At 74.5% G+C, this 23086-nt stretch carries 25 protein-coding genes; 13 read left to right on the plus strand and 12 right to left on the minus strand.

Annotated features, from left to right (window positions below; translation table 11 throughout):
• Nucleotides 1–550: lanthionine synthetase LanC family protein (locus ACGF15_RS17660; protein ID WP_392799967.1), on the plus strand; the 550-nt coding region annotated here is incomplete at its 5' end.
• Nucleotides 551–606: 56 nt separating this feature from the next.
• Here the strand turns inward: ACGF15_RS17660 and ACGF15_RS17665 are convergent.
• From ACGF15_RS17665 to fabG, 3 genes are all read right to left on the minus strand, one after another.
• A complete protein-coding gene (locus tag ACGF15_RS17665) occupies nt 607–960 on the minus strand; it encodes a hypothetical protein (RefSeq protein ID WP_345615672.1) in 354 nt (117 codons plus the stop codon).
• Nucleotides 961–1162: 202 nt separating this feature from the next.
• Complete coding sequence (gene fabI / locus ACGF15_RS17670; RefSeq protein WP_345615673.1) at nt 1163–1930, minus strand: enoyl-ACP reductase FabI; 768 nt, start codon at nt 1928–1930, stop codon at nt 1163–1165.
• Between the two features lie 4 nt (nt 1931–1934).
• Nucleotides 1935–2639, minus strand: a complete 705-nt coding sequence (fabG, locus tag ACGF15_RS17675) for a 3-oxoacyl-[acyl-carrier-protein] reductase (protein ID WP_345615674.1) — start codon at nt 2637–2639, stop codon at nt 1935–1937.
• A 508-nt stretch (nt 2640–3147) separates the two neighbouring features.
• Between fabG and ACGF15_RS17680 the strand changes: the two genes are divergently transcribed.
• From ACGF15_RS17680 to tyrS, 3 genes are all read left to right on the plus strand, one after another.
• Nucleotides 3148–4671, plus strand: a complete 1524-nt coding sequence (locus tag ACGF15_RS17680) for a TldD/PmbA family protein (RefSeq protein WP_345615675.1) — start codon at nt 3148–3150, stop codon at nt 4669–4671.
• Nucleotides 4668–6062, plus strand: coding sequence for a metallopeptidase TldD-related protein (locus ACGF15_RS17685; RefSeq protein WP_345615676.1), 1395 nt, complete (start codon nt 4668–4670; stop codon nt 6060–6062). The genes ACGF15_RS17680 and ACGF15_RS17685 overlap by 4 nt, the downstream gene beginning before the upstream one ends.
• A gap of 115 nt (nt 6063–6177) precedes the next feature.
• Nucleotides 6178–7446, plus strand: coding sequence for a tyrosine--tRNA ligase (gene tyrS, locus ACGF15_RS17690; protein ID WP_256526937.1), 1269 nt, complete (start codon nt 6178–6180; stop codon nt 7444–7446).
• A 108-nt stretch (nt 7447–7554) separates the two neighbouring features.
• Here the strand turns inward: tyrS and ACGF15_RS17695 are convergent, their stop codons facing one another.
• Entirely contained in the window at nt 7555–7833 is a 279-nt protein-coding gene (locus tag ACGF15_RS17695) for a GlsB/YeaQ/YmgE family stress response membrane protein (protein ID WP_345615677.1), read from the minus strand.
• A gap of 220 nt (nt 7834–8053) precedes the next feature.
• Between ACGF15_RS17695 and ACGF15_RS17700 the strand changes: the two genes are divergently transcribed.
• Nucleotides 8054–8416, plus strand: coding sequence for a DUF3099 domain-containing protein (locus tag ACGF15_RS17700; RefSeq protein ID WP_362607177.1), 363 nt, complete (start codon nt 8054–8056; stop codon nt 8414–8416).
• A gap of 134 nt (nt 8417–8550) precedes the next feature.
• On the plus strand, nt 8551–8787 hold the full coding sequence (locus ACGF15_RS17705; protein ID WP_345615679.1) for a hypothetical protein: 237 nt from the start codon (nt 8551–8553) through the stop codon (nt 8785–8787).
• Nucleotides 8788–8845: 58 nt separating this feature from the next.
• Here ACGF15_RS17705 and moaA read toward each other — a convergent pair whose 3' ends face one another.
• The 3 genes from moaA to ACGF15_RS17720 form a co-directional block, all read right to left on the minus strand.
• Entirely contained in the window at nt 8846–9835 is a 990-nt protein-coding gene (gene moaA, locus ACGF15_RS17710; protein WP_345615680.1) for a GTP 3',8-cyclase MoaA, read from the minus strand.
• A 172-nt stretch (nt 9836–10007) separates the two neighbouring features.
• Nucleotides 10008–11630, minus strand: a complete 1623-nt coding sequence (locus ACGF15_RS17715; protein WP_345615682.1) for a cation acetate symporter — start codon at nt 11628–11630, stop codon at nt 10008–10010.
• On the minus strand, nt 11627–11992 hold the full coding sequence (locus tag ACGF15_RS17720) for a DUF485 domain-containing protein (protein ID WP_256526931.1): 366 nt from the start codon (nt 11990–11992) through the stop codon (nt 11627–11629). Before ACGF15_RS17720 ends, ACGF15_RS17715 begins: the two co-directional genes overlap by 4 nt.
• Before the next feature lie 358 nt (nt 11993–12350).
• On the opposite strand from ACGF15_RS17720, the gene ACGF15_RS17725 reads away from it, so the two are divergent.
• Nucleotides 12351–13883, plus strand: coding sequence for a S8 family serine peptidase (locus tag ACGF15_RS17725; RefSeq protein ID WP_345615683.1), 1533 nt, complete (start codon nt 12351–12353; stop codon nt 13881–13883).
• A 215-nt stretch (nt 13884–14098) separates the two neighbouring features.
• On the plus strand, nt 14099–15505 hold the full coding sequence (locus tag ACGF15_RS17730; RefSeq protein ID WP_392799978.1) for a CoA transferase: 1407 nt from the start codon (nt 14099–14101) through the stop codon (nt 15503–15505).
• Nucleotides 15506–15533: 28 nt separating this feature from the next.
• Here the strand turns inward: ACGF15_RS17730 and ACGF15_RS17735 are convergent, their stop codons facing one another.
• Complete coding sequence (locus tag ACGF15_RS17735) at nt 15534–16172, minus strand: VIT family protein (protein WP_345615738.1); 639 nt, start codon at nt 16170–16172, stop codon at nt 15534–15536.
• A gap of 281 nt (nt 16173–16453) precedes the next feature.
• Between ACGF15_RS17735 and ACGF15_RS17740 the strand changes: the two genes are divergently transcribed.
• The 5 genes from ACGF15_RS17740 (at nt 16454) to ACGF15_RS17760 (ending at nt 21246) form a co-directional block, all read left to right on the plus strand.
• A complete protein-coding gene (locus ACGF15_RS17740) occupies nt 16454–17473 on the plus strand; it encodes a DEDDh family exonuclease (RefSeq protein WP_345615685.1) in 1020 nt (339 codons plus the stop codon).
• A 64-nt stretch (nt 17474–17537) separates the two neighbouring features.
• Entirely contained in the window at nt 17538–17771 is a 234-nt protein-coding gene (locus tag ACGF15_RS17745) for a hypothetical protein (protein WP_005319131.1), read from the plus strand.
• Between the two features lie 110 nt (nt 17772–17881).
• Nucleotides 17882–18670: an SURF1 family protein gene (locus ACGF15_RS17750; RefSeq protein ID WP_345615686.1), complete on the plus strand. Its 789-nt coding sequence runs from the start codon at nt 17882–17884 to the stop codon at nt 18668–18670.
• 30 nt (nt 18671–18700) lie between these two features.
• The gene (locus ACGF15_RS17755; protein WP_392799983.1) at nt 18701–20485 is read left to right on the plus strand and encodes a glycoside hydrolase family 15 protein; all 1785 of its coding nucleotides are present in this window, start codon (nt 18701–18703) and stop codon (nt 20483–20485) included.
• Between the two features lie 5 nt (nt 20486–20490).
• On the plus strand, nt 20491–21246 hold the full coding sequence (locus ACGF15_RS17760) for an SDR family oxidoreductase (protein ID WP_345615688.1): 756 nt from the start codon (nt 20491–20493) through the stop codon (nt 21244–21246).
• 22 nt (nt 21247–21268) lie between these two features.
• Here the strand turns inward: ACGF15_RS17760 and amaP are convergent, their stop codons facing one another.
• From amaP to ACGF15_RS17780, 4 genes are read right to left on the minus strand one after another with little or no spacing between them, the layout of a single operon-like run.
• Nucleotides 21269–21850, minus strand: coding sequence for an alkaline shock response membrane anchor protein AmaP (amaP, locus tag ACGF15_RS17765; RefSeq protein ID WP_392800401.1), 582 nt, complete (start codon nt 21848–21850; stop codon nt 21269–21271).
• Between the two features lie 5 nt (nt 21851–21855).
• Nucleotides 21856–22506 carry a DUF6286 domain-containing protein gene (locus ACGF15_RS17770; RefSeq protein WP_392799987.1) on the minus strand — a complete coding sequence of 217 codons (651 nt, stop codon included), beginning with the start codon at nt 22504–22506 and terminating at the stop codon, nt 21856–21858.
• Nucleotides 22503–22871, minus strand: a complete 369-nt coding sequence (locus tag ACGF15_RS17775) for a hypothetical protein (RefSeq protein WP_256526922.1) — start codon at nt 22869–22871, stop codon at nt 22503–22505. Before ACGF15_RS17775 ends, ACGF15_RS17770 begins: the two co-directional genes overlap by 4 nt.
• A gap of 6 nt (nt 22872–22877) precedes the next feature.
• On the minus strand, nt 22878–23063 hold the full coding sequence (locus ACGF15_RS17780) for a hypothetical protein (RefSeq protein WP_345615740.1): 186 nt from the start codon (nt 23061–23063) through the stop codon (nt 22878–22880).
• Nucleotides 23064–23086 lie beyond the last annotated feature (23 nt).

The following is a 23086-nucleotide window of genomic DNA, read 5'->3' on the forward strand; positions in this document are numbered from 1 at the left end:
CACCGAGCTCGCCGAGTGGCTCCTCGAGCAGCGCCGGACGGATTCCGAAGGCCCCTGGTGGCCCGGCCAGCTGACCCTGGGCCCCTCCCGGCAGCAGCCCGGACGGCCCTCCTGGTGCTACGGCACCCCGGGCATCGCCCGCGCCCTCCAACTCGCCGGCCTGGCCCTGGGCGTGTCCCGCTGGCAGGAGGCGGCGGTCGTGGCGCTGCGCTCCGCGCTGACCCGCGGCGGCTCGGGCGAGGCGGAGCCGCCGGTCGAGGCGGGGCTCTGCCACGGACTGGCCGGGCTGCTCCAGATCACCTGGCGCGCGGCCCGCGACAGCGGCGATCCGCGACTCGCCGGGCACCTGCCTGGGCTGGCCGCCCGTCTGCTGGACCTCGCCGACGAGGACGCGCCGTTCGGCTTCGCCACCGCCCCGGGGGAACGCCCGCCCGAGGAGCACCCGGGCGGCTTCCTCACCGGCGCGGCGGGTGCCGCGCTCGCCCTGCACACCTTCGCCTCGGACACCGCGCCCACCAGCCGCTGGGACCGCGCGCTGCTGCTGGCCTGAGCCGCCCGGCCCGCCCGCCCGCCCGCCCGGCCCCGACCGGGGGGCGGCGGGTGGTGTCAGGCCCTCCCCAGGACGGGCTCGTGGCTGACCCAGGCGCCGCGGACCTCCTTCCAGCAGCGCCTGCTGAGCTCCACGTAGCCCGCCGGGTCCACCCGGGCGGCCGCGGTGTCCGCGTCCACGTCCCACCACCGGTCGCACTCGACGTGCAGCCGGACGAGGTCGGCGCGCGGGTAGGGGTTGTGGCAGTACGCGGTGGCCCGGGAGCCGTCGACCACCGTGCGGCAGTCGGCCCGGTAGGGGGTCGGCCGCGGGGCCGGGGGCGCCGCGTCCCCCTGGCCGCCGGACCAGAGCGTCCTGGACGCCGTCGGGGTCGCGACCAGCAGAAACGCCGTCGCGCCCAGCAGGAGCATGTTGCGCCGGTTCCTCCGCACGAGCAGAACACCCCCTCGGCCGAGCTGCGGCGCCGAGCGCCGCAGGAGCACCACAAGGAAGATTGCTCCTCCAGCATCACCGCCGGGCCCCCTCGGCGCCCCGCCCGTTGCGCCGAACGGGCGACGCCCCGCCCCCCGGTCTCCGCGGGGGCGGGGCGTCGCGTCGGCAGGTCGGGGCCGGTCAGGCACCCATGATGTGCACACCGCCGTCGACGTGGACGATCTCGCCCGTCGTCTTCGGGAACCAGTCCGACAGCAGGGCCACCACACCGCGGCCGGCGGGCTCCGGGTCGGCCATGTCCCACTCCAGCGGGGAGCGGTCGTCCCAGACCTTCGCCAGCTCGGAGAAGCCGGGGATGGACTTGGCGGCCATGGACCCGATCGGGCCGGCGGAGATCAGGTTGCAGCGGATCCGCTGCTTGCCGAGGTCGCGGGCGAGATAGCGGCTGGTGGCCTCCAGGGCGGCCTTCGCCGGGCCCATCCAGTCGTACTGCGGCCAGGCGAACTGCGCGTCGAAGGTGAGGCCGACGACCGAGCCGCCCTCCTCCATCAGCGGCAGGCACGCCATGGTCAGGGACTTCAGCGAGAAGGCCGAGACGTGCATGGCCGTCGAGACGGACTCGAAGGGCGTGTTGAGGAAGTTGCCGCCGAGGGCGTCCTGGGGGGCGAAGCCGATGGAGTGCACGACGCCGTCCAGGCCGCCGAGCTCGTCGCGGACGAGGTCGGCCAGGCGGGCCAGGTGCTCGTCGTTGGTCACGTCCAGCTCGATGACCTTGGCGGGCTTCGGCAGCTTCCTGGCGATGCGCTCGGTCAGCGTCGGGCGGGGGAACGCCGTGAGGATGATCTCGGCGCCCTGCTCCTGGGCCAGGCGGGCGGTGTGGAAGGCGATGGAGGACTCCATCAGCACACCGGTGATGAGGATGCGCTTGCCGGCGAGGATTCCGCTCATGTGATCAGTGACCCATGCCCAATCCGCCGTCGACGGGAACGACGGCTCCAGTGATGTACGAGGCGCTGTCGGAGGCGAGGAACGCGACCGCGGCGGCGATCTCCTCCGGCTGCGCGTAGCGCCCGAGGGGCACCTGGGAGACGATCCCGGCGCGCTGCTCCTCGGTGAGCGCCTGCGTCATGTCGGTGTCGACGAAGCCGGGCGCGACGACGTTGAAGGTGATGTTCCGCGACCCGAGCTCGCGGGCGAGCGAGCGGGCGAAGCCGACCAGGCCCGCCTTGGAGGCGGCATAGTTGGCCTGGCCCGCCGAGCCGAGCAGCCCGACGACCGAGGAGATGAGGACCACGCGGCCCTTCCTGGCCCGCAGCATCCCCCGGTTCGCACGCTTCACGACCCGGAAGGTGCCGGTGAGGTTGGTGTCCAGGACGGAGGTGAAGTCCTCCTCCGACATCCGCATCAGCAGCTGGTCCCTGGTGATGCCGGCGTTGGCCACCAGCACCTCCACCGGACCGTGCTTCTCCTCGATCTCCTTGTAGGCCTGCTCCACCTGCTCCGCGTCGGTGATGTCGCACCTGACGGCCAGGAGACCGGCCGGCGGCTCCCCGGACCGGTAGGTGATCGCGACGTTGTCGCCGGCGTCGGCGAACGCGCGGGCGATGGCGAGGCCGATGCCCCGGTTTCCTCCGGTGACGAGAACCGAGCGGCTCAACGGATCACCCTTTCCCTCTGCAGTCAGATACGTCTGCAAACTATCGGTAGGCGGCGCCGTACGGGGAATCGGGGCCTGACAGCGCCGTCGGGCCGTCGCTGTCGGATCCCTACAGAAGCACGCTCCGTCCGCGCGCCCCGCCGAGGGCGCGGCCGCGGCACGCGCCACCGCCTCCCGGCCCGGTCCGCCCCGGCGTGAGCTGCACGCACGGCGGAGAAAGGGCCCCGGGCGGCGGCCCGGCCCCGCCGCCCGGGTGGGGCCGGGTGCGGTCCGGGGGAGCGTCCGGGGCGCTCGGCCGTCCAGCGGTTCCGACAGGCCCCCGCCCGCCCCGCGGCGCCGGTGTGCGCCGCCGCCTCGCCCGGACGGCCGGGTCCGGGCGCGGGTTCCCGGGGGCCGGCCCGCGCGCGCCGTCCCCGACACCGGGCGCACCTCCCGGACACGGCGCCCTCGAACCGTGATTCACTGCGTGCCGTAGCGATCCCGGTGAGTCACTGGAGGAAGACCAGCCGTGCCCCACGACATCGATCAGACGTTCACCGCGCTGCCGCTGCGGGCGCTGGCCGACGCCGCGCTCGCCCGGGCCCGCGCGCTCGGGGCCGAGCACGCCGACTTCCGCCTGGAGCGGGTGCGCAGCGCCTCCTGGCGGCTGCGCGACGCCCGTCCCGCGGGCTCCTCCGACACCACCGACCTGGGGTACGCGGTGCGGGTGGTGCACGGCGGGGCGTGGGGCTTCGCCTCCGGCGTCGACCTGACGATGGACGCGGCGGCCCGGGTGGCGGGGCAGGCCGTGGCCATGGCGAAGCTCTCCGCGCAGGTCATCGCGGCGGCCGGTTCGCAGGAGCGGGTGGAGCTGGCCGACGAGCCCGTGCACGCCGACAGGACGTGGGTCTCCTCCTACGAGACCAACCCCTTCGAGGTGCCCGACGAGGAGAAGAGCGGTCTGCTGGCGGACTTCAGCGCGCGGCTGCTGCGCGCCGACGGCGTCGCCCATGTGGACGCCTCGCTGCTGACCGTGCAGGAGAACAAGTTCTACGCGGACACCGCGGGCACCGTCACCACCCAGCAGCGGGTGCGCCTCCACCCGCAGCTCACCGCCGTCGCCGTGGACGGCACCTCGGGCGAGTTCGACTCGATGCGCACCCTCGCGCCGCCCGTGGGCCGGGGCTGGGAGTACCTGCGGGGAACCGGCTGGGACTGGGACGGCGAGCTGGAGGAGCTGCCCGGGCTGCTGGCCGAGAAGATGAGGGCCCCCAGCGTCGAGGCGGGCCGCTACGACCTGGTGATCGACCCCTCGAACCTGTGGCTGACCATCCACGAGTCGATCGGCCACGCCACCGAACTGGACCGGGCGCTGGGCTACGAGGCGGCCTACGCGGGCACCTCCTTCGCCACCTTCGACCAGCTGGGCACCCTGGCGTACGGCTCACCGGCGATGCATGTGACCGGCGACCGCACCGCCGAGCACGGTCTCGCCACCGTCGGGTACGACGACGAGGGCGTCGCGGCGCAGAGCTGGGACCTGGTGCGCGGCGGCACCCTGGTCGGCTACCAGCTGGACCGGCGGATCGCCCGGCTCACCGGTCTCGGGCGCTCCAACGGCTGCGCCTACGCCGACTCCCCCGCGCATGTGCCGGTGCAGCGGATGGCCAACGTCTCGCTCCGGCCGGATCCGGGCGGCCTGTCGACCGAGGACCTGATCGGCGGGGTGGAGCGCGGGATCTACGTGGTCGGCGACCGCTCCTGGTCCATCGACATGCAGCGGTACAACTTCCAGTTCACCGGGCAGCGCTTCTTCCGCATCGAGAACGGACGGCTGGCCGGGCAGCTGCGGGACGTGGCCTACCAGGCGACGACGACCGAGTTCTGGGGCTCGATGGAGCAGGTGGGCGGGCCGCAGACCTATGTGCTCGGCGGTGCCTTCAACTGCGGCAAGGCCCAGCCGGGGCAGGTCGCGGCGGTCTCGCACGGCTGCCCGTCCGCCCTGTTCCGGGGCGTCACCATCTTGAACACCACGCAGGAGGCCGGTCGATGAGCGCCCGCACCACCAAGCCGCACGAGATCGTCGAACGGGCGCTGGAGCTCTCCACCGCCGACGGATGCGTGGTGATCGCCGACGAGCACTCCTCCGCCAACCTGCGGTGGGCGGGCAACGCGCTGACCACCAACGGCGTCACCCGCGGACGCACCCTGACGGTGATCGCCACCGTCGACGGGGCCGAGGGCACCGCCTCGGGCGTGGTGTCCCGTTCGGCGGTCACGGCGCAGGACCTGGAGCCGCTGGTGCGGGCAGCCGAGGAGGCGGCGCGCGGCGCCGGCCCGGCGGAGGACGCCCAGCCGCTGGTGGCGGGCGTACCCGAGTCCCCGGACTTCGCCGACGCGCCCGCCGAGACCTCCTCCGCGGTGTTCGCCGGCTTCGCCCCGGCGCTGGGCGAGTCCTTCGCCAGGGCCCGCGCGGGCAAGCGGGAGCTGTACGGCTTCGCCCACCACGAGCTGACCTCGACCTACCTCGGGACGTCGAGCGGACTGCGGCTGCGGCACGACCAGCCGAACGGGACCCTGGAGCTCAACGCCAAGTCGCCGGACCGCTCGCTCTCGGCCTGGGCGGGCCGCTCGACCCGGGACTTCACCGACGTGGACCCGGGCGCGATGGACCGGGAGCTCGCGGAGCGGCTGGGCTGGGCGGAGCGGCGGGTGGAGCTGCCCGCCGGGCGGTACGAGACGCTGCTGCCCCCGACGGCCGTGGCCGACCTGCTGATCTACCAGCTGTGGTCCTCGGCGGCGCGGGACGCGGCGGAGGGCCGCACGGTCTTCTCCAAGCCCGGCGGCGGCACCCGCGTGGGCGAGCGGCTCTCCTCCCTCCCCCTGACCCTGCGCAGCGACCCGCGCGAGCCCGGCCTGGAGTCCGCGCCCTTCGTGATCGCGCACGCCTCGGGCGACGACGCCTCCGTCTTCGACAACGGCCTCGCGCTGGAGCCCACCGAGTGGGTGAGCGAGGGGCGCCTGGACCGCCTGGTCACCACCCGGCACAGCGCCGCGCTCACCGGCCTGCCGGTGGCCCCCGCCGTGGACAACCTGGTCCTGGACGCGGGGGGCGGGCGCTCCCTTTCGGAGATGGCCGCCTCCACGGAGCGGGGGCTGCTGCTGACCTGCCTGTGGTACATCCGCGAGGTCGACCCGGCGACGCTGCTGCTGACGGGGCTGACCCGGGACGGCGTCTACCTGGTGGAGGGGGGCGAGGTCGTGGGCGCGGTGAACAACTTCCGGTTCAATGAGTCGCCCGTCGACCTGCTGGGCCGGGCGACGGAGGCGGGGCGCACCGAGAAGACGCTGCCGCGGGAGTGGGGCGACTGGTTCACCCGTGCCGCGATGCCCGCGCTGAGGGTGCCCGACTTCAACATGAGCTCGGTCAGCCAGGGCGTGTGACGGTCCCCTCCCGCGGGAGGCGCCCGCCCCGTCCGCCCCTCGGTCGGCCGTCGCCGCCTGCCGGGCACGCCATAGACTGGCCGCCCATCCATCCACACGAGGAGACCGAAGAACCGTGACGGACATCGTCGACGAGCTGACGTGGCGCGGGCTGATCGCCCAGTCCACCGACGAGGACGCATTGCGCAAGGCTCTCGCGGACGGTCCCGTCACCTTCTATTGCGGTTTCGACCCCACCGCGGCGAGTCTGCACGTGGGGCACCTGGTGCAGGTGCTGACCGTGCGGCGCCTGCAGCAGGCCGGCCACCGGCCGCTGGCGCTGGTCGGCGGGGCCACGGGGCAGATCGGCGACCCGCGGCCCACCGCGGAGCGCACGCTGAACGACCCGGAGACCATCGCGCAGTGGGTGACCCGGCTGCGCTCCCAGATCGAGCCGTTCCTCTCCTTCGAGGGGGAGAACGCCGCGGTCATGGTGAACAACCTGGACTGGACCGCCGGCATGTCGGCGATCGAGTTCCTGCGCGACATCGGCAAGCACTTCCGCGTCAACAAGATGCTGACCAAGGACTCGGTCGCCCGGCGGCTGGAGTCCGAGCAGGGCATCAGCTACACCGAGTTCAGCTACCAGCTGCTCCAGGGCATGGACTTCCTGGAGCTGTACCGCCGCTACGGCTGCACCCTCCAGCAGGGCGGCAGCGACCAGTGGGGGAACCTGACCGCCGGGCTCGACCTGATCCACCGCCTGGAGCCGGAGGCGGAGGTGCACGCCCTGGCCACGCCTCTGATGACCAAGGCGGACGGCACCAAGTTCGGCAAGTCCGAGGGCGGTGCGCTCTGGCTCGACCCGGAGATGACCACCCCGTACGCCTTCTACCAGTACTGGCTGAACACCGACGACCGGGACGTCTCGCGCTTCCTGCGTATCCTGTCCTTCCGCTCGCGCGAGGAGCTCACGGAGCTGGAGGAGCAGACGGCCCGGCGGCCGCAGGCGCGGGCCGCGCAGCGGGCGCTGGCCGAGGAGCTGACCACGCTGGTGCACGGCGCGGAGCAGTGCGCCGCGGTGGTGGCCGCCTCGAAGGCGCTGTTCGGTCAGGGCGAGTTGGCGGAGCTGGACGAGGCGACGCTGCGCGCGGCCCTTTCCGAGCTGCCGCACGCCCGGGTGGCGGAGCTGCTGCCGGTGGTGGACCTGCTGGTGGAGGTGGGCCTGGCGCCGAGCAGGTCGGGTGCGCGGCGGACCGTGAAGGAGGGCGGAGCCTACGTGAACAACGTGAAGGTGACCGCCGAGGACGCGGTGCCCGCGGAGGCCGAGCTGCTGCACGGCCGCTGGCTGGTGCTGCGGCGGGGCAAGCGGAACCTGGCCGCGGTCGAGGTGGCCGCGGGGTGACCCGCCGCGTGCGGGGGCACCTGCCCCGCACGCCGGGCTCCCACGGCGGGGCCGGGTGGACGTCGCGTCCGCCCGGCCCCGCCGTGGCGCCGAGGATGCCGGGGCCGCTCAGGCCCGTTCGCGTCTGCCGCCCTTGAGCGAGGTGTAGGCCATGTCGCCGAGGAAGACCACGACGACGGCCGCCGCCAGCTGCAGGATGTGCCGGCCCCAGTCGATGCCGGAGGTCGCCGCGATCCCGAAGCCCCGGGCCAGGGCGTTGCCGATGATCGCGCCGATGATGCCGAAGATGGTGACCAGCCAGAGCGGACTGTGCTGCTTGCCCGGGATGATCGCCTTCGCGATCAGGCCGAGCACGAATCCCACGATGATCGCCCACAACCAGCCCATGGCTGCCTCCTCGTACGGCTCCGCGTGAGCAGTTACCCCTGCAAGTCTCCGCGCGCGTCCGCGCCGCCGCACCTCGAAGGCGGTGCCGGGGGGCGCGCCCGGTACCTCCGGGCGGCGCCCCGGGGGCGGCGGGCGGGCCGGGGCGGCGTACCGTGGGGACGGCCGGTCGCGGCAGCGCCGGGCAGACGAGGTCCGGCACGGAAGCGGGTGGTGGAGCGCGATGCGCAGGCAGGGCGGTGCGGAGGTCTTCCGGATCACGGGTGCCCGGCGGGGGCTGGCCGAGGACGTGCGCGGGCGGCAGCGCCGCTATGTGATCTCGATGTCGGTGCGGACGGTGGCGGTCGTGCTGACCGCGGTCCTGTGGGACGTGGAGCGCCATGTCGCCGTGGTCACGCTGGTCCTGGGGATGCTGCTGCCCTATGTGGCGGTGGTCGTCGCCAACGCCGGCCGGGAGAACGCGCCCTCGCTCCCGTCTGCGTACCTGCCGGACCCGGTGCGCCCGATGATCTCCCCCGCGGCTCCGGACGCGGCGGCCGAGGACGACCGGTTCGCCAACCTCAGGAAAACCTCAGATCAATCATGAAGTTCCTGTGCCCGTCCGGGCGTTGTCCGTGACATACTTCCTACGCGCTCCGCATCCCCCGTCGGAGCGACGGACCGACGCCGGGCAGCTCCCCCCGTGGCTGCCCGGCGTCGCCATGCTGGGACAATGGCGCGGTGAGTGACGAGACGCCGATCTGTTCCGCGAAGGGCTGCCGCGTTCCGGCGGTCTGGGTCCTCGCCTGGAACAACCCCAAGCTGCACACCCCCGAGCGCCGCAAGACCTGGCTGGCCTGCGGGGAGCACCGGGAGCACCTGTCGCAGTTCCTCGGTGTGCGCGGGTTCCTCAAGGACGTGGTGCCGCTTCAGGAGTGGGAGCGGCGCGCCGGGGAGGACGGGCGCACCGGAGGGTGAGTGCGCCGCGGGAGGGGTCGGCAGGCCCCCCGGGCGCGGGGCGGCCGAGCGGGCGCGGTCAGCCGCCGATGGCCGACATGGGGCGCTCGGGCTGGAGGAAGGACGGGTCGTCCAGTCCGGATCCGGCCTTCTTCCCCCACATCGCCTGCCGCCAGATCCGGGAGATCTCGCCGTCCGGGGCGTCCGAGCGGAGCGCGGCGCGCAGGTCGGTCTCCTCCGTGGCGAACAGGCAGGTGCGCACCTGGCCGTCGGCGGTCAGCCGGGTGCGGTCGCAGGCCCGGCAGAAGGGCCGGGTCACCGAGGCGATCACCCCGACGCGGTGCGGGCCGCCGTCGACCACCCAGCGCTCCGCGGGCGCGGAGCCGCGCGCGGAGCCGTCCTCGGGAGCGAGGGTGAAACGGGTGCGCAGCGCCTCGAGGATGTCACCGGCGGTGATCATGCCCTCCCGCTTCCAGCCGTGCTGGGCGTCGAGGGGCATCTGCTCGATGAACCGCAGCTCGTAGCCGTGGTCCACGGCCCAGGCGAGCAGTTCGGGCGCCTCGTCGTCGTTGAGCCCGGGCATCAGGACGGCGTTGACCTTCACGGGCGTCAGGCCCGCCTCCCGGGCCGCGGCGAGTCCGTCGAGCACGTCCTGGTGGCGGTCGCGGCGGGTGAGCGCCTTGAAGACCTCCGGGCGCAGGGTGTCCAGCGAGACGTTGACCCGGTCGAGGCCGGCGTCCTTCAGGGCCTGGGCGGTGCGCCGCAGTCCGATGCCGTTGGTCGTCAGGGACGTCTTCGGCCGGGGCTCCAGGGCGGCGACCCTCTCGACGATGCCGACCAGGCCGGGCCGCAGCAGGGGCTCTCCCCCGGTGAAGCGGACCTCGGTGATGCCGAGGTCGGTGACGGCGATGCGGACGAGCCGGACGATCTCGTCGTCGGTGAGCAGGTCGGGCTTGGCCAGCCACTGCAGGCCCTCCTCGGGCATGCAGTAGGTGCACCGCAGGTTGCACCGGTCCGTGAGGGAGACACGCAGGTCGGTTGCCGTGCGGCCGAACGTGTCGATGAGCACTGCTGGCCCCCTCCCCGGGTGGTGGAACTGACGCCTCCGAGCGTACGCCAGTCCGTCGGCGGGCAGGCGGCCAGATTGCCACGGACTCCGGCCCGGCCGCGTCGTAGGGTCCTACGACGCGGCCGGGCCGGAGGTGGTGCCGGGCGGGCCGCTCAGCGGTCCCGGGCCCCGGTCAGTGGGCGCCGACGCCGGTCAGCGACCTGACCTCCAGTTCGGCGTACTTGTCCCGGTCGGGCTCCTCCTTCGACAGCAGGGAGCCGAGCCAGCCGAGCAGGAAGCCGATCGGAATGGAGATGAGACCGGGGTTGGCCAGCGGGAACCAGGCGAAGTCGGCGTCCGGGAACATGGAGCTGGCCCTGCCGGAGACCACCGGGGAGAAGAGGACCAGGACGACCGACGCCGTCAGGCCGCCGTAGATCGACCACAGCGCGCCCCGGGTGGTGAACCGCTTCCAGAACAGGCTGTAGAGGATGGTCGGCAGGTTCGCGGAGGCCGCGACGGCGAAGGCGAGGGCGACCAGGCCGGCGACGTTGAGGTCGCGGGCGAGGGCGCCCAGGGCGATGGACACGATGCCGATGAACACGGTGGCCCAGCGGGCGGCGCGGACCTCCTCCTTCTCGGTGGCCTGTCCCTTGCGGATCACGTTCGCGTAGATGTCGTGGGCGAAGGAGGAGGACGAGGCCAGGGTGAGTCCGGCGACCACGGCCAGGATGGTGGCGAAGGCGACCGCGGAGATCACCGCCAGCAGGATGGCGCCGGAGGCCGAGTCGGTGCCCCCGATGTGCAGGGCGAGGAGCGGCGCGGCCGTGTTGCCCGCCGCGTTGGACTCGGTGATCGTCTCCGGGCCGACGATCGCCGCGGCGCCGAAGCCGAGGGCGATGGTCATCAGGTAGAAGGCGCCGATGATGCCGATGGCCCAGTTCACCGACTTCCGCGCCGCCTTGGCGGTGGGCACGGTGTAGAAGCGGATGAGGATGTGCGGCAGTCCGGCGGTGCCGAGGACCAGTGCGAGGCCCAGCGAGAGGAAGTCCAGCCGGGAGGTGCCGCTCACGCCGTACTTGAGGCCGGGCTCCAGGAAGGCCGCCCCGTGTCCGCTGTTCTCCGCGGCCTTGCCGAGCAGGGCGGAGATGTTGAAGTCGAACTTCCACAGCACCAGGAAGGTGATCAGCAGGGTGCCCGCGATGAGCAGGACGGCCTTGACCATCTGCACCCAGGTGGTGCCCTTCATCCCGCCCACGGTGACGTAGACGATCATCAGCAGGCCCACCAGGGTGACGATGGCGATCTTGCCGCCGTCGCTGGTGATGCCGAGCAGCAGGGAGACCAGCACGCCTGCACCGGCCATCTGCGCGAGCAGGTAGAAGATCGACACCACGATGGTGGAGGTGCCCGCGGCGGTGCGCACGGGGCGCTGGCGCATGCGGTAGGCGAGGACGTCGCCCATGGTGTAGCGGCCGGAGTTGCGCAGGGGCTCGGCCACCAGCAGCAGGGCGACCAGCCAGGCCACCAGGAAGCCGATGGAGTAGAGGAAGCCGTCGTAGCCGAAGAGCGCGATGGCCCCGGCGATGCCGAGGAAGGAGGCGGCGGACATGTAGTCGCCGGAGATCGCGAGCCCGTTCTGGAAGCCGGTGAACTGGCGCCCGCCCGCGTAGAAGTCGGAGGCGTCCTTGGTCTGGCGTCCGGCCCACACGGTGATCAGCAGGGTGGCGACCACGAAGGCGGCGAACAGGGTGATGATCAGTGCGCGGTGCTCGGTGGTGGCGTTCTCCGCCGCGAGGTGCAGCGCGGGGCTCATGCGTCGGCCTCCATACGGGACTTGATGGCCTCCGCCTGCGGGTCGAGCTTCCCGGCGGCGTGCCGGGAGTAGAACCAGGCGATGAGGAAGGTGGTGGCGAACTGCGCGAGCCCGAGGACGAGCGCGACGTTGACGTTGCCGAGGAGCCTGGTGCCCATGAAGCCGCCCGCGTAGTTGGACAGCAGCACGTAGAGCAGGTACCAGGCGATGAAGGCGACGGTCAGGGGGAAGGCGAAGGAGCGGTGGGCCCGGCGGAGTTCGCCGAATTCCGGACTCTCCTGCATGCGGACGAACGCTTGGGCGGTGGGCTGGGCGGGGGCGGTGTCCGGGCCGCTCGGGGGCGGCGGCGCATCGGTGGTCACGGAATCTCCTCGCGACACGGGGCGGATGGGGGTCGGCTGGACGGTGGTGCCCTGGGGAGTGGCGGGTTGTCGTTCCACTCCCTGACAACGGCACGGGGTGCGGGGCGAACCGGTTCACACGGGTGGTTCTCCGAGGTGCCCGCAGGTCGCCGCCGCCCCGGCGTGGGGACGGGACGGGTACCGCCGGGTTCCGCCCGTGCCGTACGCGCCCGCCTCCGGGGGGACCGGCGGTATCCGGCTGCATCCGTCCGCCGGATCCATTGAAGTGCCCACATGATCAGCGATAGCTTCACTCGTCATGAACCCGCCCATTCGCAAGGGGTGTTTGGGCGGTTGTCACGGATGATGTGGAGAACCCATGGCTCATCTGGGATCCGGACGACGACGCGCTCTCGCGCTCCCCGTCGGTCTGGCGCTCACGGCATCGCTGGGCTTCCTGCCGACGGGTACGGCGTCGGCAGCGGTCACGGACGATGTCCCCGCCGCGGTGTCGACGGACGGCCCCAAGCTGTCCTACGTGGTCAACGTCAAGGGCGGCTACGGCACCTCGAAGGCCGTCAAGAAGGCGATAGCCAAGGCCGGCGGCACGGTCGTGTACGCATACGACCGGATAGGCGTGATCGTCGTCCACTCGCAGAACCCCGCGTTCGCCGAGACGATCCGCGGCGTCCGCGGTGTGCAGTCGGCCGGTGCCACCCGCACCGCGCCGATCGCGGCGGCGAAGGACACGGCGATCGACTCGGAGCGCCCGCTGGGCGCCGAGGAGGCCGCGGCCGCCGCCGAGGCCGCCGTGGACGGGCAGGACCCGCTCGAACCGCTCCAGTGGGACCTGCCCGCCATCAAGGCGGACCAGGCCCACAAGAAGTCGCTCGGCAGCAAGCGGGTGACCGTCGCGGTCATCGACACCGGTGTGGACGACACCCACCCCGACCTCGCCCCGAACTTCGACCGCAAGGCGTCGGTCAGCTGCGTCGGCGGTGTGCCGAACACCGCGGACGGCGCCTGGCGTCCGGGGCCGGACGAGTCCGACCACGGCACCCACGTCGCGGGGACCATCGCCGCCGCGAAGAACGACGTCGGCATCACCGGTGTCGCGCCGGGTGTGAAGGTCTCCGGCATCAAGGTCTCGCAGCCCGACGGCTTCTTCTACACCGAGGCCGTGGTCTGCGGCTTCGTGTGGGCGGCCGAGCACGGCGTCGACGTCACCAACAACAGCTACTACACCGACCCGTGGCTGTTCAACTGCAAGAACGACGCGGACCAGAAGGCCCTCGTCGAGGCCGTCTCCCGTGCCGCCCGGTACGCGGAGCGCAAGGGTGCGGTCAACGTGGCCGCGGCGGGCAACTCGCGGATGGACCTCGCCGCCGACGAGCTCACCGACGTCACGAGCCCGAACGACACCACCCCGGTGGAGCGTGTCGTCAACCCGCGCGAGTGCCTCGACATCCCCACCCAGATCCCGGGTGTGGTCACGGTCTCCGCGCTGGGCGCGAAGAACCTGAAGTCCTCGTACTCGAACTACGGCCACGGTGTCGTGGACATCTCCGCCCCCGGCGGCGACGCGACCCGCTACCAGGCCCCGGAGGGACCGGCCGTCGACGGCCGCATCCTCTCCACGCTGCCCGGCGGCGGCTACGGGTACAAGGCAGGCACCTCGATGGCCTCCCCGCACGTCGCGGGCGTGGTCGCGCTGATCAAGTCGAAGCACCCCTACGCGCCGCCGGCGCTGGTCAAGGGCCTGCTGTACGCCCAGGCCGACGACACCGCGTGCACCAATCCGTACGACATCAACGGCGACGGCACGGTGGACGCGGTCTGCGAGGGCGGCACGCGCAACAACGGCTTCTACGGCACCGGCGTCGCCGACGCCCTGGACGCCGTCCGCTGGTAGCCGCACCCCCGGGTGCGGCCGGTCCCTGAGGGCCGGCCCCGGACCGGACCCGGCCACCGGGTCCGGTCCGGGTGCGGCGGCCGCACCGCAAGGGCCCCGCGGGGGCCGGGCCCGGCAGGACCGGGACCGGCCGCCCGCGGGGCCCTCCGCCTCGGCGGGTGCCCGCGGGGCGGCGGCCCGTACCGCGCGCCCGGCCGCCGTGCCATAGTGGCGGCATGTCGGATGATCTTCCCCCGGGCGTCGCGGAGGGCTGGGCCGCCCTCGGCGGCGACCCGGCGCTGACGGAGCGGGTCACCGCCGCGGGGACGGGCGGCCTGCGCTCCCGGCTCCCCGCCCTGCCCCTCGCACGGGCCACCGTCGCCCTCTGCTCGCTGGCGGCCGCGGAGCTGGCCGCCCGGCGGGGCGGCGGCCCGGTGCCCGCCGTCCGCGTCGACGACGGGGCGGTGACCGCGGCCTTCCTCGGCGACCGGCTCGTACGGCTCGACGGGGCGCCGCCGACGGCCTTCGCCCCGCTCTCGCGCTTCTGGCCCGCCGCCGACGGCTGGGTCCGCACCCACGCCAACTACCCGCACCACCGGCGCCGGCTGCGGCAGGCGCTCGGCCTGCCGGACGGCGCGGGGGCGGCGTCCGTGGCCGGAGCCGTCGCGGAGCGCCCCGCCACCGGGGTGGAGGAGGCGGTCTACGCGGCGGGCGGCCTCGCCGTCGCCGTGCGCTCCGCCCGGGAGTGGGCCGCGCATCCGCAGGGTGCGGCGGCCGCCGCCGAGCCGCTGCTGCTCTGCGGGGCGCTGGGCGCGGCCGGGGCGCCGCCCGCCGCGGAGGCTCCCCGGGCGCTGCCGTGCGCCGGGCTGCGCGTGCTCGACCTGACCCGGGTGCTCGCGGGCCCGGTGGCCACCCGCACCCTCGCGCTGCTCGGCGCGGACGTGCTGCGCGTGGACTCCCCCGGCCTGCCGGAGGCACAGGACCTGCACGACGACACCGGGCTCGGCAAGCGCTCCGCGCTGCTCGACCTCGGGCGCCGGGCCGACCGGGCGGTGTTCGAGGAGCTGCTGTCCTCGGCGGACGTGGTGGTGACGGGCTACCGGCCGGGCGCGCTGGACCGCTTCGGGCTGCTGCCCGGCGACCTCGCGGCCCGGCGGCCGGGGCTCGTGGTGGGCCGGCTCTCCGCGTGGGGCCGCAGCGGGCCCTGGTCCGGCCGCCGGGGCTTCGACAGCCTGGTGCAGGCCGCCTCGGGGATCGCGCTGCGGGAGGGGGACGACGGCGTGCCGGGGGCCCTGCCGGCGCAGGCGCTGGACCACGGCACGGGGTATCTGCTCGCCGCCGGTCTGCTGCGGGCCCTGACCCTCCGGCACTCCTCGGGCACCGGGCGGGTGGTGGACGTCTCACTGGCACGGACCGCCGCCTGGCTGCTCCACGGGCCGGGCACGGCTTCCGGACCGTCCGCCGCGGAGGAGGACCTCGGCGCGGAGGAGGACTTCGACGCGGAGCCGTGGACGACCGAGGTGGACACCCCGCGGGGGCGGCTGCGCCACGCGCTGCCCGCCGTGGCCTTCGACGGAGGCCCCTCCGGCTGGGCGGCCCCCTCGGGTCGCTGGGGCGCGGACGCCCCCGGGTGGCGCCGGTGAGCACGGGCGCCACCGCGGCGCACGCCCCTCACACCCCGGTGGCGCCCAGCAGGGAGCCGACCGCGTAGGTGACGCCCATCGCGACCGCCCCGCCGCCGACGTTGCGCAGCACGGCGCGTCGCGGGGGTGCGGCGCCCAGGCGTGCGCTCCACCAGCCGGTCAGGGCGAGGGTCGCCAGCACCGACAGGACCGTGACGGTCAGCCGGGCGGAGGCGGGCGGCAGCACCATCGCCAGCAACGGCAGCAGGGCGCCCACCGTGAACGCCAGGAAGCTGGCCCCCGCCGCGTGCCAGGGGTTGGTGAGGGCGTCCGGGTCGATGCCGAGTTCCACCCGGGCGTGGGTGCGCAGGGCGTCGCGGGCGGTGAACTGCTCGGCGGCCTCCCGGGCCACCGCCCCCGAAAGGCCCCGGTCCGTCAGCATCTGCGTGAGCTCATCCAGTTCGGCCTCGGGCTGCTCCGCCAGCTCGCGCCGCTCCTGGGCGAGGGCGGCCAGCTCGGAGTCGCGCTGGGTGGACACCGAGACGTACTCGCCCGCCGCCATGGACAGCGACCCGGCCAGCAGCCCGGCCAGGCCCGCGGTCAGCAGGGCGGAGCGCTCCGAGGTCGCCCCCGCGACGCCGACGACCAGACCGGCGGTGGAGACGATGCCGTCGTTGGCCCCGAGCACCGCCGCGCGGAGCCAGTTGAGGCGGGTGCCGAGTCCGCCGTGGCCCGCCTCGTGGCCCGCCTGCGCGGCCGCGGGACGCCGGGCGCCGCCCGCGTCCCCCGCCCCGCCCGCGTCACCGGGCCGCCTCTCGTCGCTCACGCGGACAGCGTCTCATCCCGGCCCGGCCCGGGGTGCGTCAACCCGCTGGGGGCGCGGCGGTCTTGCGCCGCCCCGGCGGTGACCGGGGCGGGGCGCACCGGGGGGTCGAGTGCTGTCGGCGGCGGCCCGTATTCTCTGTGACCATGCTCGACGACCGAACGACCGCAGCGACGACCTGGCCGACCGCCTACCCCGAGGGGTACGCGGTCGTCGACGTGGAGACCACGGGGCTCGCCCGGGACGACCGGATCGTCTCGGCCGCCGTCTACCGGCTCGACGCCCGGGGCGAGGTCGAGGACCACTGGTACACCCTGGTCGACCCGGAGCGGGACCCGGGACCGGTGTGGATCCACGGGCTGACGAGCGAGGTGCTCCGGGGGGCGCCGCTGTTCGGTGAGATCGCCGGGGAGTTCGCCTCCCGCCTGGAGGGCCGGGTGCTCGTCGCGCACAACGCCGCCTTCGACTGGAACATGATCGCCCGGGAGTACGCGCGCGCCCGCGGCGAGGCCCCGACCCGCCAGCGGCTGTGCACCATCGCCCTGGCGAAGGAACTCCGGCTGCCGCTGCCGAACCTCAAGCTGGAGTCGCTGGCCGCGCACTTCGGGGTGGTGCAGCAGCGCGCCCACCACGCGCTGGACGACGCGCGGGTGCTCGCCGAGGCGTTCCGTCCCAGCCTGCACGCGGCCGCGCGGGGCGGTGTGCGGCTGCCGCTGCTGGAGTGCCGCCCGCTGACGGAGTGGACGGACTCCGCCGCCCCGGCGCGTGTGGGGTACCAGGCGTCCCACGGGCACCGCGGCTGGCGCCCGTCCCGCAGGCGCCCGCCGTGCCCGTACCCGAACCCGGGCCGCTACACGCCCGGCGGGCCGCTGGTGCAGGGCATGCGGGTGGCCTTCTCCGGCGACACCTCCACCGAGCGGGAGCTGCTGGAGGACCGGGCGGTGGAGGCCGGCCTGCACGTGGCGACGAGTGTGTCGCGGCTGACGAGCCTGCTGGTCACCAACGACCCGGATGCCGCCACCTCCAAGGCGGTCAAGGCCGCGGCCTTCGGCACCCCCGTCCTCGACGAGGCGGCCTTCACGCAGGCGCTGCGGGACGTGGCCCCCGCGCCGGGCGGGCGCCGCGCCCCGGCCGCTCCCCCGCCGCAGGCACCCGCATCGGAGTGAAAGCGCGGCGACTCGCCCCCGGGCCGCTCGCCCGGGGCGGCCCGGGCGTTTCACCCTGTGGCGCATGGCACGTTGCGAGGTTTGCGGAAACGACTACGGCATGTCCTTCGAGGTGCACGCGCAGGGCGCGGTGCACGTCTTCGACTGCTTCTCCTGCGCCATCCACCGCATGGCGCCCATCTGCGAGCACTGCCGGGTCCAGATCATCGGCCAGGGCGTGGAGGCCGAGGGCCACTGGTACTGCGGCGCCCACTGCGCCAGGGCGGAGGGGAGGGCCGGCATCGTCGACCGGGTGTGAGCCACGGGAGCCCGCCCCTCCGGGGCCGGGCTCCCCCCGGCGCGCCGGCCCCGGGACGGGACCGAGACCCCCTCGTCCGGGGGCCGCGGCGCGCCGGGTACCGTCGAGCCGTGTACCGCTTCCTGTTGACCCGGCAGTGGGTGATCCTCACCCTGATCGCCCTCGTCCTCGTCCCCTCGATGGTCGAGCTGGGCTTCTGGCAGTTCCACCGCCATGAGCGCCGGGTCGCGCAGAACGGGCTGATCGCCGACAGCCTGGCCGCGGCACCGGTTCCCGTCGAGGAGCTCACCTCGCCGGGCCACACCGTCCCGCGGGCCGACTACTGGCGCACCGCGCGGGCCACGGGCACCTTCGACACCGAGGGCGAGGTCGTGGTGCGGCGGCGCACCAACGCCGAGGACAGGGTCGGGTTCCATGTGCTGACCCCCCTGGTGCTGGCGGACGGCCGGGCCGTGCTCGTCAACCGCGGCTGGGTCCCCTTCGGAGCCGACCAGACGGCGTTCCCCGAGGTGCCGGCCCCGCCGCGGGGCACCGTCACGGTGACGGGGCGGCTGAAGGCCGACGAGACGACCGGCACCAGCGGGATCAAGGACCTGGCCGGGCTCCCGCCGCGCCAGGTGATGCTCATCAGCAGCGCGCAGCAGGCCGAGCGGCTGGACCGCGAGGTCCTCGGCGGCTATCTGGAGCTGACGGAGCCGCGGTCCGGCCCCGAGGGGCCCGAGCAGATCCCCGCGCCGGACCACGACTCGATCGGCGCCCACATGGCCTACGCCGTCCAGTGGTGGCTGTTCGCCGCCGGGGTGCCCGTCGGCTGGGTCGTCCTCGTCCGCCGTGAACTGCGGGACAGGGCCGCGGCGCGGAGGCCCGGCACCCCGGAGCCCGCCCCCGCCGCTGGTTGACGGCCGACTCCGCCGGGAACACGCCAGAGCGTGACCCTACGCATCGAGGACTACGCCCTCATCGGCGACCTCCAGACGGCCGCGCTGGTCTCCGCGACCGGCTCCGTCGACTGGCTGTGCCTGCCGCGGTTCGACTCCGCGGCCTGCTTCGCCGCACTCGTGGGCAACGAGGAGAACGGCCACTGGAGGATCGCGCCCCGGGGCGCCGGGCGGTGCACCCGGCGCGGCTACGTCGGGGACTCGCTCGTCCTGGAGTCGGTGTGGGAGACCCGCACGGGCACGGTGCGGGTCCTCGACTTCATGCCCCAGCGCGACGAGGCCCCCGACCTGGTGCGGATCGTGGAGGGCGTCACCGGCAGCGTCGAGATGGCCGCGACACTGCGGCTGCGCTTCGACTACGGCTCCGTGGTGCCGTGGATGCGCCGGGCTGACGGGCACCGGGTGGCGGTGGCGGGCCCCGACGCGGTGTGGCTGCGCAGCGAACCCCAGGTCAAGACGTGGGGCCAGCAGTTCAGCACCTGCTCCTCCTTCACGGTCGCGGCGGGCGAGTCGGTGGCCTTCGTCCTCACCTGGCACCCCTCGCACAAGTCCCGGCCCCCGCTCATCGACCCCCACGAGTCGCTGCGCCACACGCTGGAGGACTGGACCGCGTGGGCCTCGGTGTGCGGCTACCGCGGCCCCTACCGCGAGGCGGTGGTGCGCTCCCTGATCACCCTGAAGGCGCTCACCTACGCCCCGACGGGCGGCATCGTGGCGGCCCCGACCACCTCGCTCCCGGAGGAGCTCGGCGGGGTGCGCAACTGGGACTACCGCTTCTGCTGGCTGCGGGACTCCGCACTGACCCTGGGGTCACTGGTGTCGGCGGGCTACCACGAGGAGGCCGCCGCCTGGCGGGACTGGCTGCTGCGCGCGGTGGCCGGCGACCCCGCCGACCTGCAGATCATGTACGGCATCGCGGGTGAGCGGCGGCTTCCCGAGTTCGAGGTGGAGTGGCTGGGCGGCTACGGCGGAGCGGTGCCGGTCCGGGTCGGCAACGAGGCCGCCACCCAGCTCCAGCTGGACGTCTACGGCGAGGTGATCGACTCCCTGTTCGTCTGCCGCCAGGCCGGCCTCCCCGCCGAGCGCCACGCGTGGAACATCCAGCTGAGCCTGCTGGGCTTCCTGGAGTCCACCTGGCGCCAGCCCGACGAGGGGCTGTGGGAGGTCCGCGGCCCGCGCCGCCACTTCGTCCACTCCAAGGTGATGGCCTGGGCGGCCGCCGACCGGGCGGTGCGCACCCTGGAGACGGACCGCTCGCTGCCCGGGGAGGCGGCCCGCTGGCGCGCCATGCGCGACGAGGTGCACCGGGAGGTGTGCGAGAAGGGCTACGACCCGGTGCGCAACACCTTCACCCAGTCCTACGGCTCCGAGGAGCTGGACGCGGCCACGCTGCTGATCCCGCACGTCGGCTTCCTCCCGGGCGACGACCCGCGGGTGCTGGGCACCATCGAGGCGGTCCGGCGGGAGCTGGCCGTCGGGCCCCTGGTGCGGCGCTACAGCACGGCGGGCGCCGGGGTGGACGGACTGCCCGGCGGCGAGGGCACCTTCCTCGCCTGCTCCTTCTGGCTGACCGACGCCCTGTGCATGGCGGGCCGCCACGAGGAGGCCCGCGAGCTGTTCGAGCAGCTGCTGGCGCTGCGCAACGACGTGGGCCTGCTGTCCGAGGAGTACGACCCGGCGGCCGAGCGCCTGCTGGGCAACTACCCGCAGGCGTTCAGCCATATCGGCCTGGTCAACACGGCCCTCGCGCTCGCCCGGCACGACGAGGCAGGATAGGGCGCATGGATCTTGGACTGAAGGACCGCGTCTTCGTCGTCACCGGTGCCTCCCGGGGCCTGGGCCGCGCCTCCGCCGCGGCTCTGGTCGCCGAGGGCGCGCGGGTGGTGATCACCGGCCGTGACGCGGCGGCGGTCGAGGAGGCCGCCGCCGACCTCGGCCCGGGTGCGGTGGGCCTGGCCTCGGACAACGCCGAGCCCGCCGCCGCGGAGCGCGCGGTGGCCGCGGCCAGGGAGCACTTCGGGCGGTTCGACGGGGTGCTGATCAGCGTGGGCGGCCCGGCGCCGGGCTTCGTCGCGGACAACACGGACGAGCAGTGGCGCTCGGCCTTCGAGTCGGTGTTCCTGGGGGCGGTGCGGCTCGCCCGCACCGCCGCGGCGGAGCTCTCCGAGGGCGGGGTGATCGGCTTCGTGCTGTCCGCCTCCGTCCACGAGCCGATCGCGGGTCTGACGGTCTCCAACGGTCTGCGGCCCGGGCTCGCGGGCTTCGCGAAGTCCCTCGCCGACGAGCTGGGGCCGCGCGGGATCCGCGTGGTGGGGCTGCTGCCCTCCCGTATCGACACCGACCGCGTCCGGGAGCTGGACGCGCTCTCCGGCGACGCCGAGGCCGCCCGGGCGGCCGGTGAGGCCGCCATCCCGCTGCGGCGCTACGGCACGCCCGGCGAGTTCGGGGCCGTGGCGGCGTTCCTGCTGTCCCCGGCGGCCTCCTATCTGACCGGGGTCATGCTGCCGGTGGACGGCGGCGCACGGCGCGGCTTCTGACGGACCCGCGGGGCGCCGGGGCTCAGCTGACCCGCTGGGCCCGGTGCCTGGAGGCCCGCAGCCTCGCCTCGGCCGGCAGCGCGGCGAGGCCGGTCGAGGTGCGGGCGTTGCCGAGGACGCCGTCGGCCAGACCGGAGAGGACCTCCTCGGGTGAGGCGTGCGCTTCGAGATGGAGCAGCACACGGGCACCCGGCGCGGTGCGGCGGCGCCCGGTGAGCGCCACCGCGGCCCGGGAGACGCCCGCCATCGACTCGGCCTCGCCCCGCATCGCCTCTTCGAGGGCCCGGCCGCGCAGCACGGCCCCCTCGCCGTCGCCGCTGTCCACCAGGATCTCGGCGAGCCGTGCGCGCCGCAGCTGCGCGAGCAGCCACCACAGGGCGAGCAGCAGGACGAGGGCCAGGACGCCGATGACGACGGGCCACCACCAGCCCTCCGAGCGCCACCGCGCCCGGTCCGCGTCGCTGAGCAGGACGTCGGAGGGACCGGACCAGGGCCACCAGGAGGGCACGTCGAGTCCCGTCCCGGCGGCGAGGACGGCGCCGCCGACCGCGACCAGCACCAGGCCCGCCAGGCCCAGCAGCACGCGGTTGGCCACCGGGAGCATGCGCCTCATGTCCTCCTCCCCGTGGGGCGGGCGACGCGGACGGTGAGGACGCAGGGGCGGGCGAGGCCGAGTTCCCGCAGGCCGATGGCGAGCGCGGTGTCGAGGTCGGCGCGCACCTCGTCGAGTTCGCGGAAGTGGGAGCGGGCGCGGACGGTGGCCCTGCCCCGGCCGACCCGTACCTTCGCCGACTGCACCCCGGAGACCTCCACGGCCCGGTCGCGCAGCACCAGTGCGGCCGCCTCGCGGTCGAGTCCGGCGCGCACCCCGGGGTGGTCGCGGCGCATGGGCAGGACGGCCCGCAGGCCGGGTGTGGCGGCGAGGACGAGGAGCCAGAGGCCGAGGAGCACCACGGCGGCCGCGACGGCGAGGACGGCCACCTCGTCCAGGCGCCAGCGGTCCAGGTGGTCGGCGAGTGCGCGCCGCCAGTGCATCGCCGGGCGGTCGGCGCGGACGGCGGCCACGTCGTACAGCAGCAGGCCGGTGGCGCCGAGGAGGACCAGCGCGAGCAGGCCGGCGGGCACCCTGCGGGCGGACCAGAAGCGCCCGGCCCGGGGCCCTGCGGGTTCCGCGGGGGCGCTGCCGCGGGCGGCGGGCGGCCGGGCCGCGGCCGGGGCCGCCTCCTCGGCGGGGGTTTCCCCGGGCGCGTCGGCGCTCACCGGAGCCTCCCCTCCGCGGTGGCGTGCTGCGGCGCGGAGTGCAGCCGCTCGACCTGGACGGCCACTTCCGGCACCTCCATGTCCGCGAGTTCCCGTACCCGGCGTGCGACGTGCCGCCGCACACGGGCGCACCGGCCCCCGATGTCGCAGGGGTAGTCGAGTTCCAGGCTGATCCTGATGCGGGCCGCGCCGTGGTGCACCACCACCATGGCGTGCGGGGCCGCGCCGCCCTCGGGGACGGGCAGGGCCTCCCTGGCCGCCCGGGTGGCGATCTTGGCGACGACCCGGTCCGCCACGGTGGTGGACCCCCGCTCGGCGGGGGCGACCCGGCGCGGGCGGGTCGGTGCGGGCTCACCCCCGGCCACGGCGGATCACCGCCGCCCGCTGCCGCGGCCGCGCAGGAAGTCGCCGATGTCGAGGTCGCCCTCGACGAAGCGGCCGACCACGAACCCGACCGCTCCCAGCGCGGCGACGAGAAGAAACGCCCCGAACCCGCCGAAGTACCCGGCGAATCCGAGAGCCATGCCGGCGACCATGCCGACGACCGCCATGCTCATGGTGGACTCCTCTCCTGGACCTG

Origin of the sequence: Streptomyces sp. NPDC048001, assembly GCF_043203115.1 — a bacterium.
GTDB lineage: Bacteria > Actinomycetota > Actinomycetes > Streptomycetales > Streptomycetaceae > Streptomyces > Streptomyces sanyensis.

Excerpts from the sequence above, each read along its gene's own strand:
- ACGF15_RS17700 (WP_362607177.1), top strand. The coding sequence starts at position 8,054 with ATGCGCAGGCAGGGCGGTGCGGAGGTCTTCCGGATCACGGGTGCCCGG.
- ACGF15_RS17740 (WP_345615685.1), top strand. The coding sequence starts at position 16,454 with ATGCTCGACGACCGAACGACCGCAGCGACGACCTGGCCGACCGCCTAC.
- fabI (WP_345615673.1), bottom strand. The coding sequence starts at position 1,930 with ATGAGCGGAATCCTCGCCGGCAAGCGCATCCTCATCACCGGTGTGCTG.
- ACGF15_RS17730 (WP_392799978.1), top strand. The coding sequence starts at position 14,099 with ATGTCGGATGATCTTCCCCCGGGCGTCGCGGAGGGCTGGGCCGCCCTC.
- ACGF15_RS17685 (WP_345615676.1), top strand. The coding sequence starts at position 4,668 with ATGAGCGCCCGCACCACCAAGCCGCACGAGATCGTCGAACGGGCGCTG.
- ACGF15_RS17725 (WP_345615683.1), top strand. The coding sequence starts at position 12,351 with ATGGCTCATCTGGGATCCGGACGACGACGCGCTCTCGCGCTCCCCGTC.
- amaP (WP_392800401.1), bottom strand. The coding sequence starts at position 21,850 with ATGCTCCCGGTGGCCAACCGCGTGCTGCTGGGCCTGGCGGGCCTGGTG.
- ACGF15_RS17665 (WP_345615672.1), bottom strand. The coding sequence starts at position 960 with ATGCTCCTGCTGGGCGCGACGGCGTTTCTGCTGGTCGCGACCCCGACG.
- ACGF15_RS17695 (WP_345615677.1), bottom strand. The coding sequence starts at position 7,833 with ATGGGCTGGTTGTGGGCGATCATCGTGGGATTCGTGCTCGGCCTGATC.
- ACGF15_RS17780 (WP_345615740.1), bottom strand. The coding sequence starts at position 23,063 with ATGAGCATGGCGGTCGTCGGCATGGTCGCCGGCATGGCTCTCGGATTC.
- ACGF15_RS17745 (WP_005319131.1), top strand. The coding sequence starts at position 17,538 with ATGGCACGTTGCGAGGTTTGCGGAAACGACTACGGCATGTCCTTCGAG.
- ACGF15_RS17760 (WP_345615688.1), top strand. The coding sequence starts at position 20,491 with ATGGATCTTGGACTGAAGGACCGCGTCTTCGTCGTCACCGGTGCCTCC.
- ACGF15_RS17715 (WP_345615682.1), bottom strand. The coding sequence starts at position 11,630 with ATGAGCCCCGCGCTGCACCTCGCGGCGGAGAACGCCACCACCGAGCAC.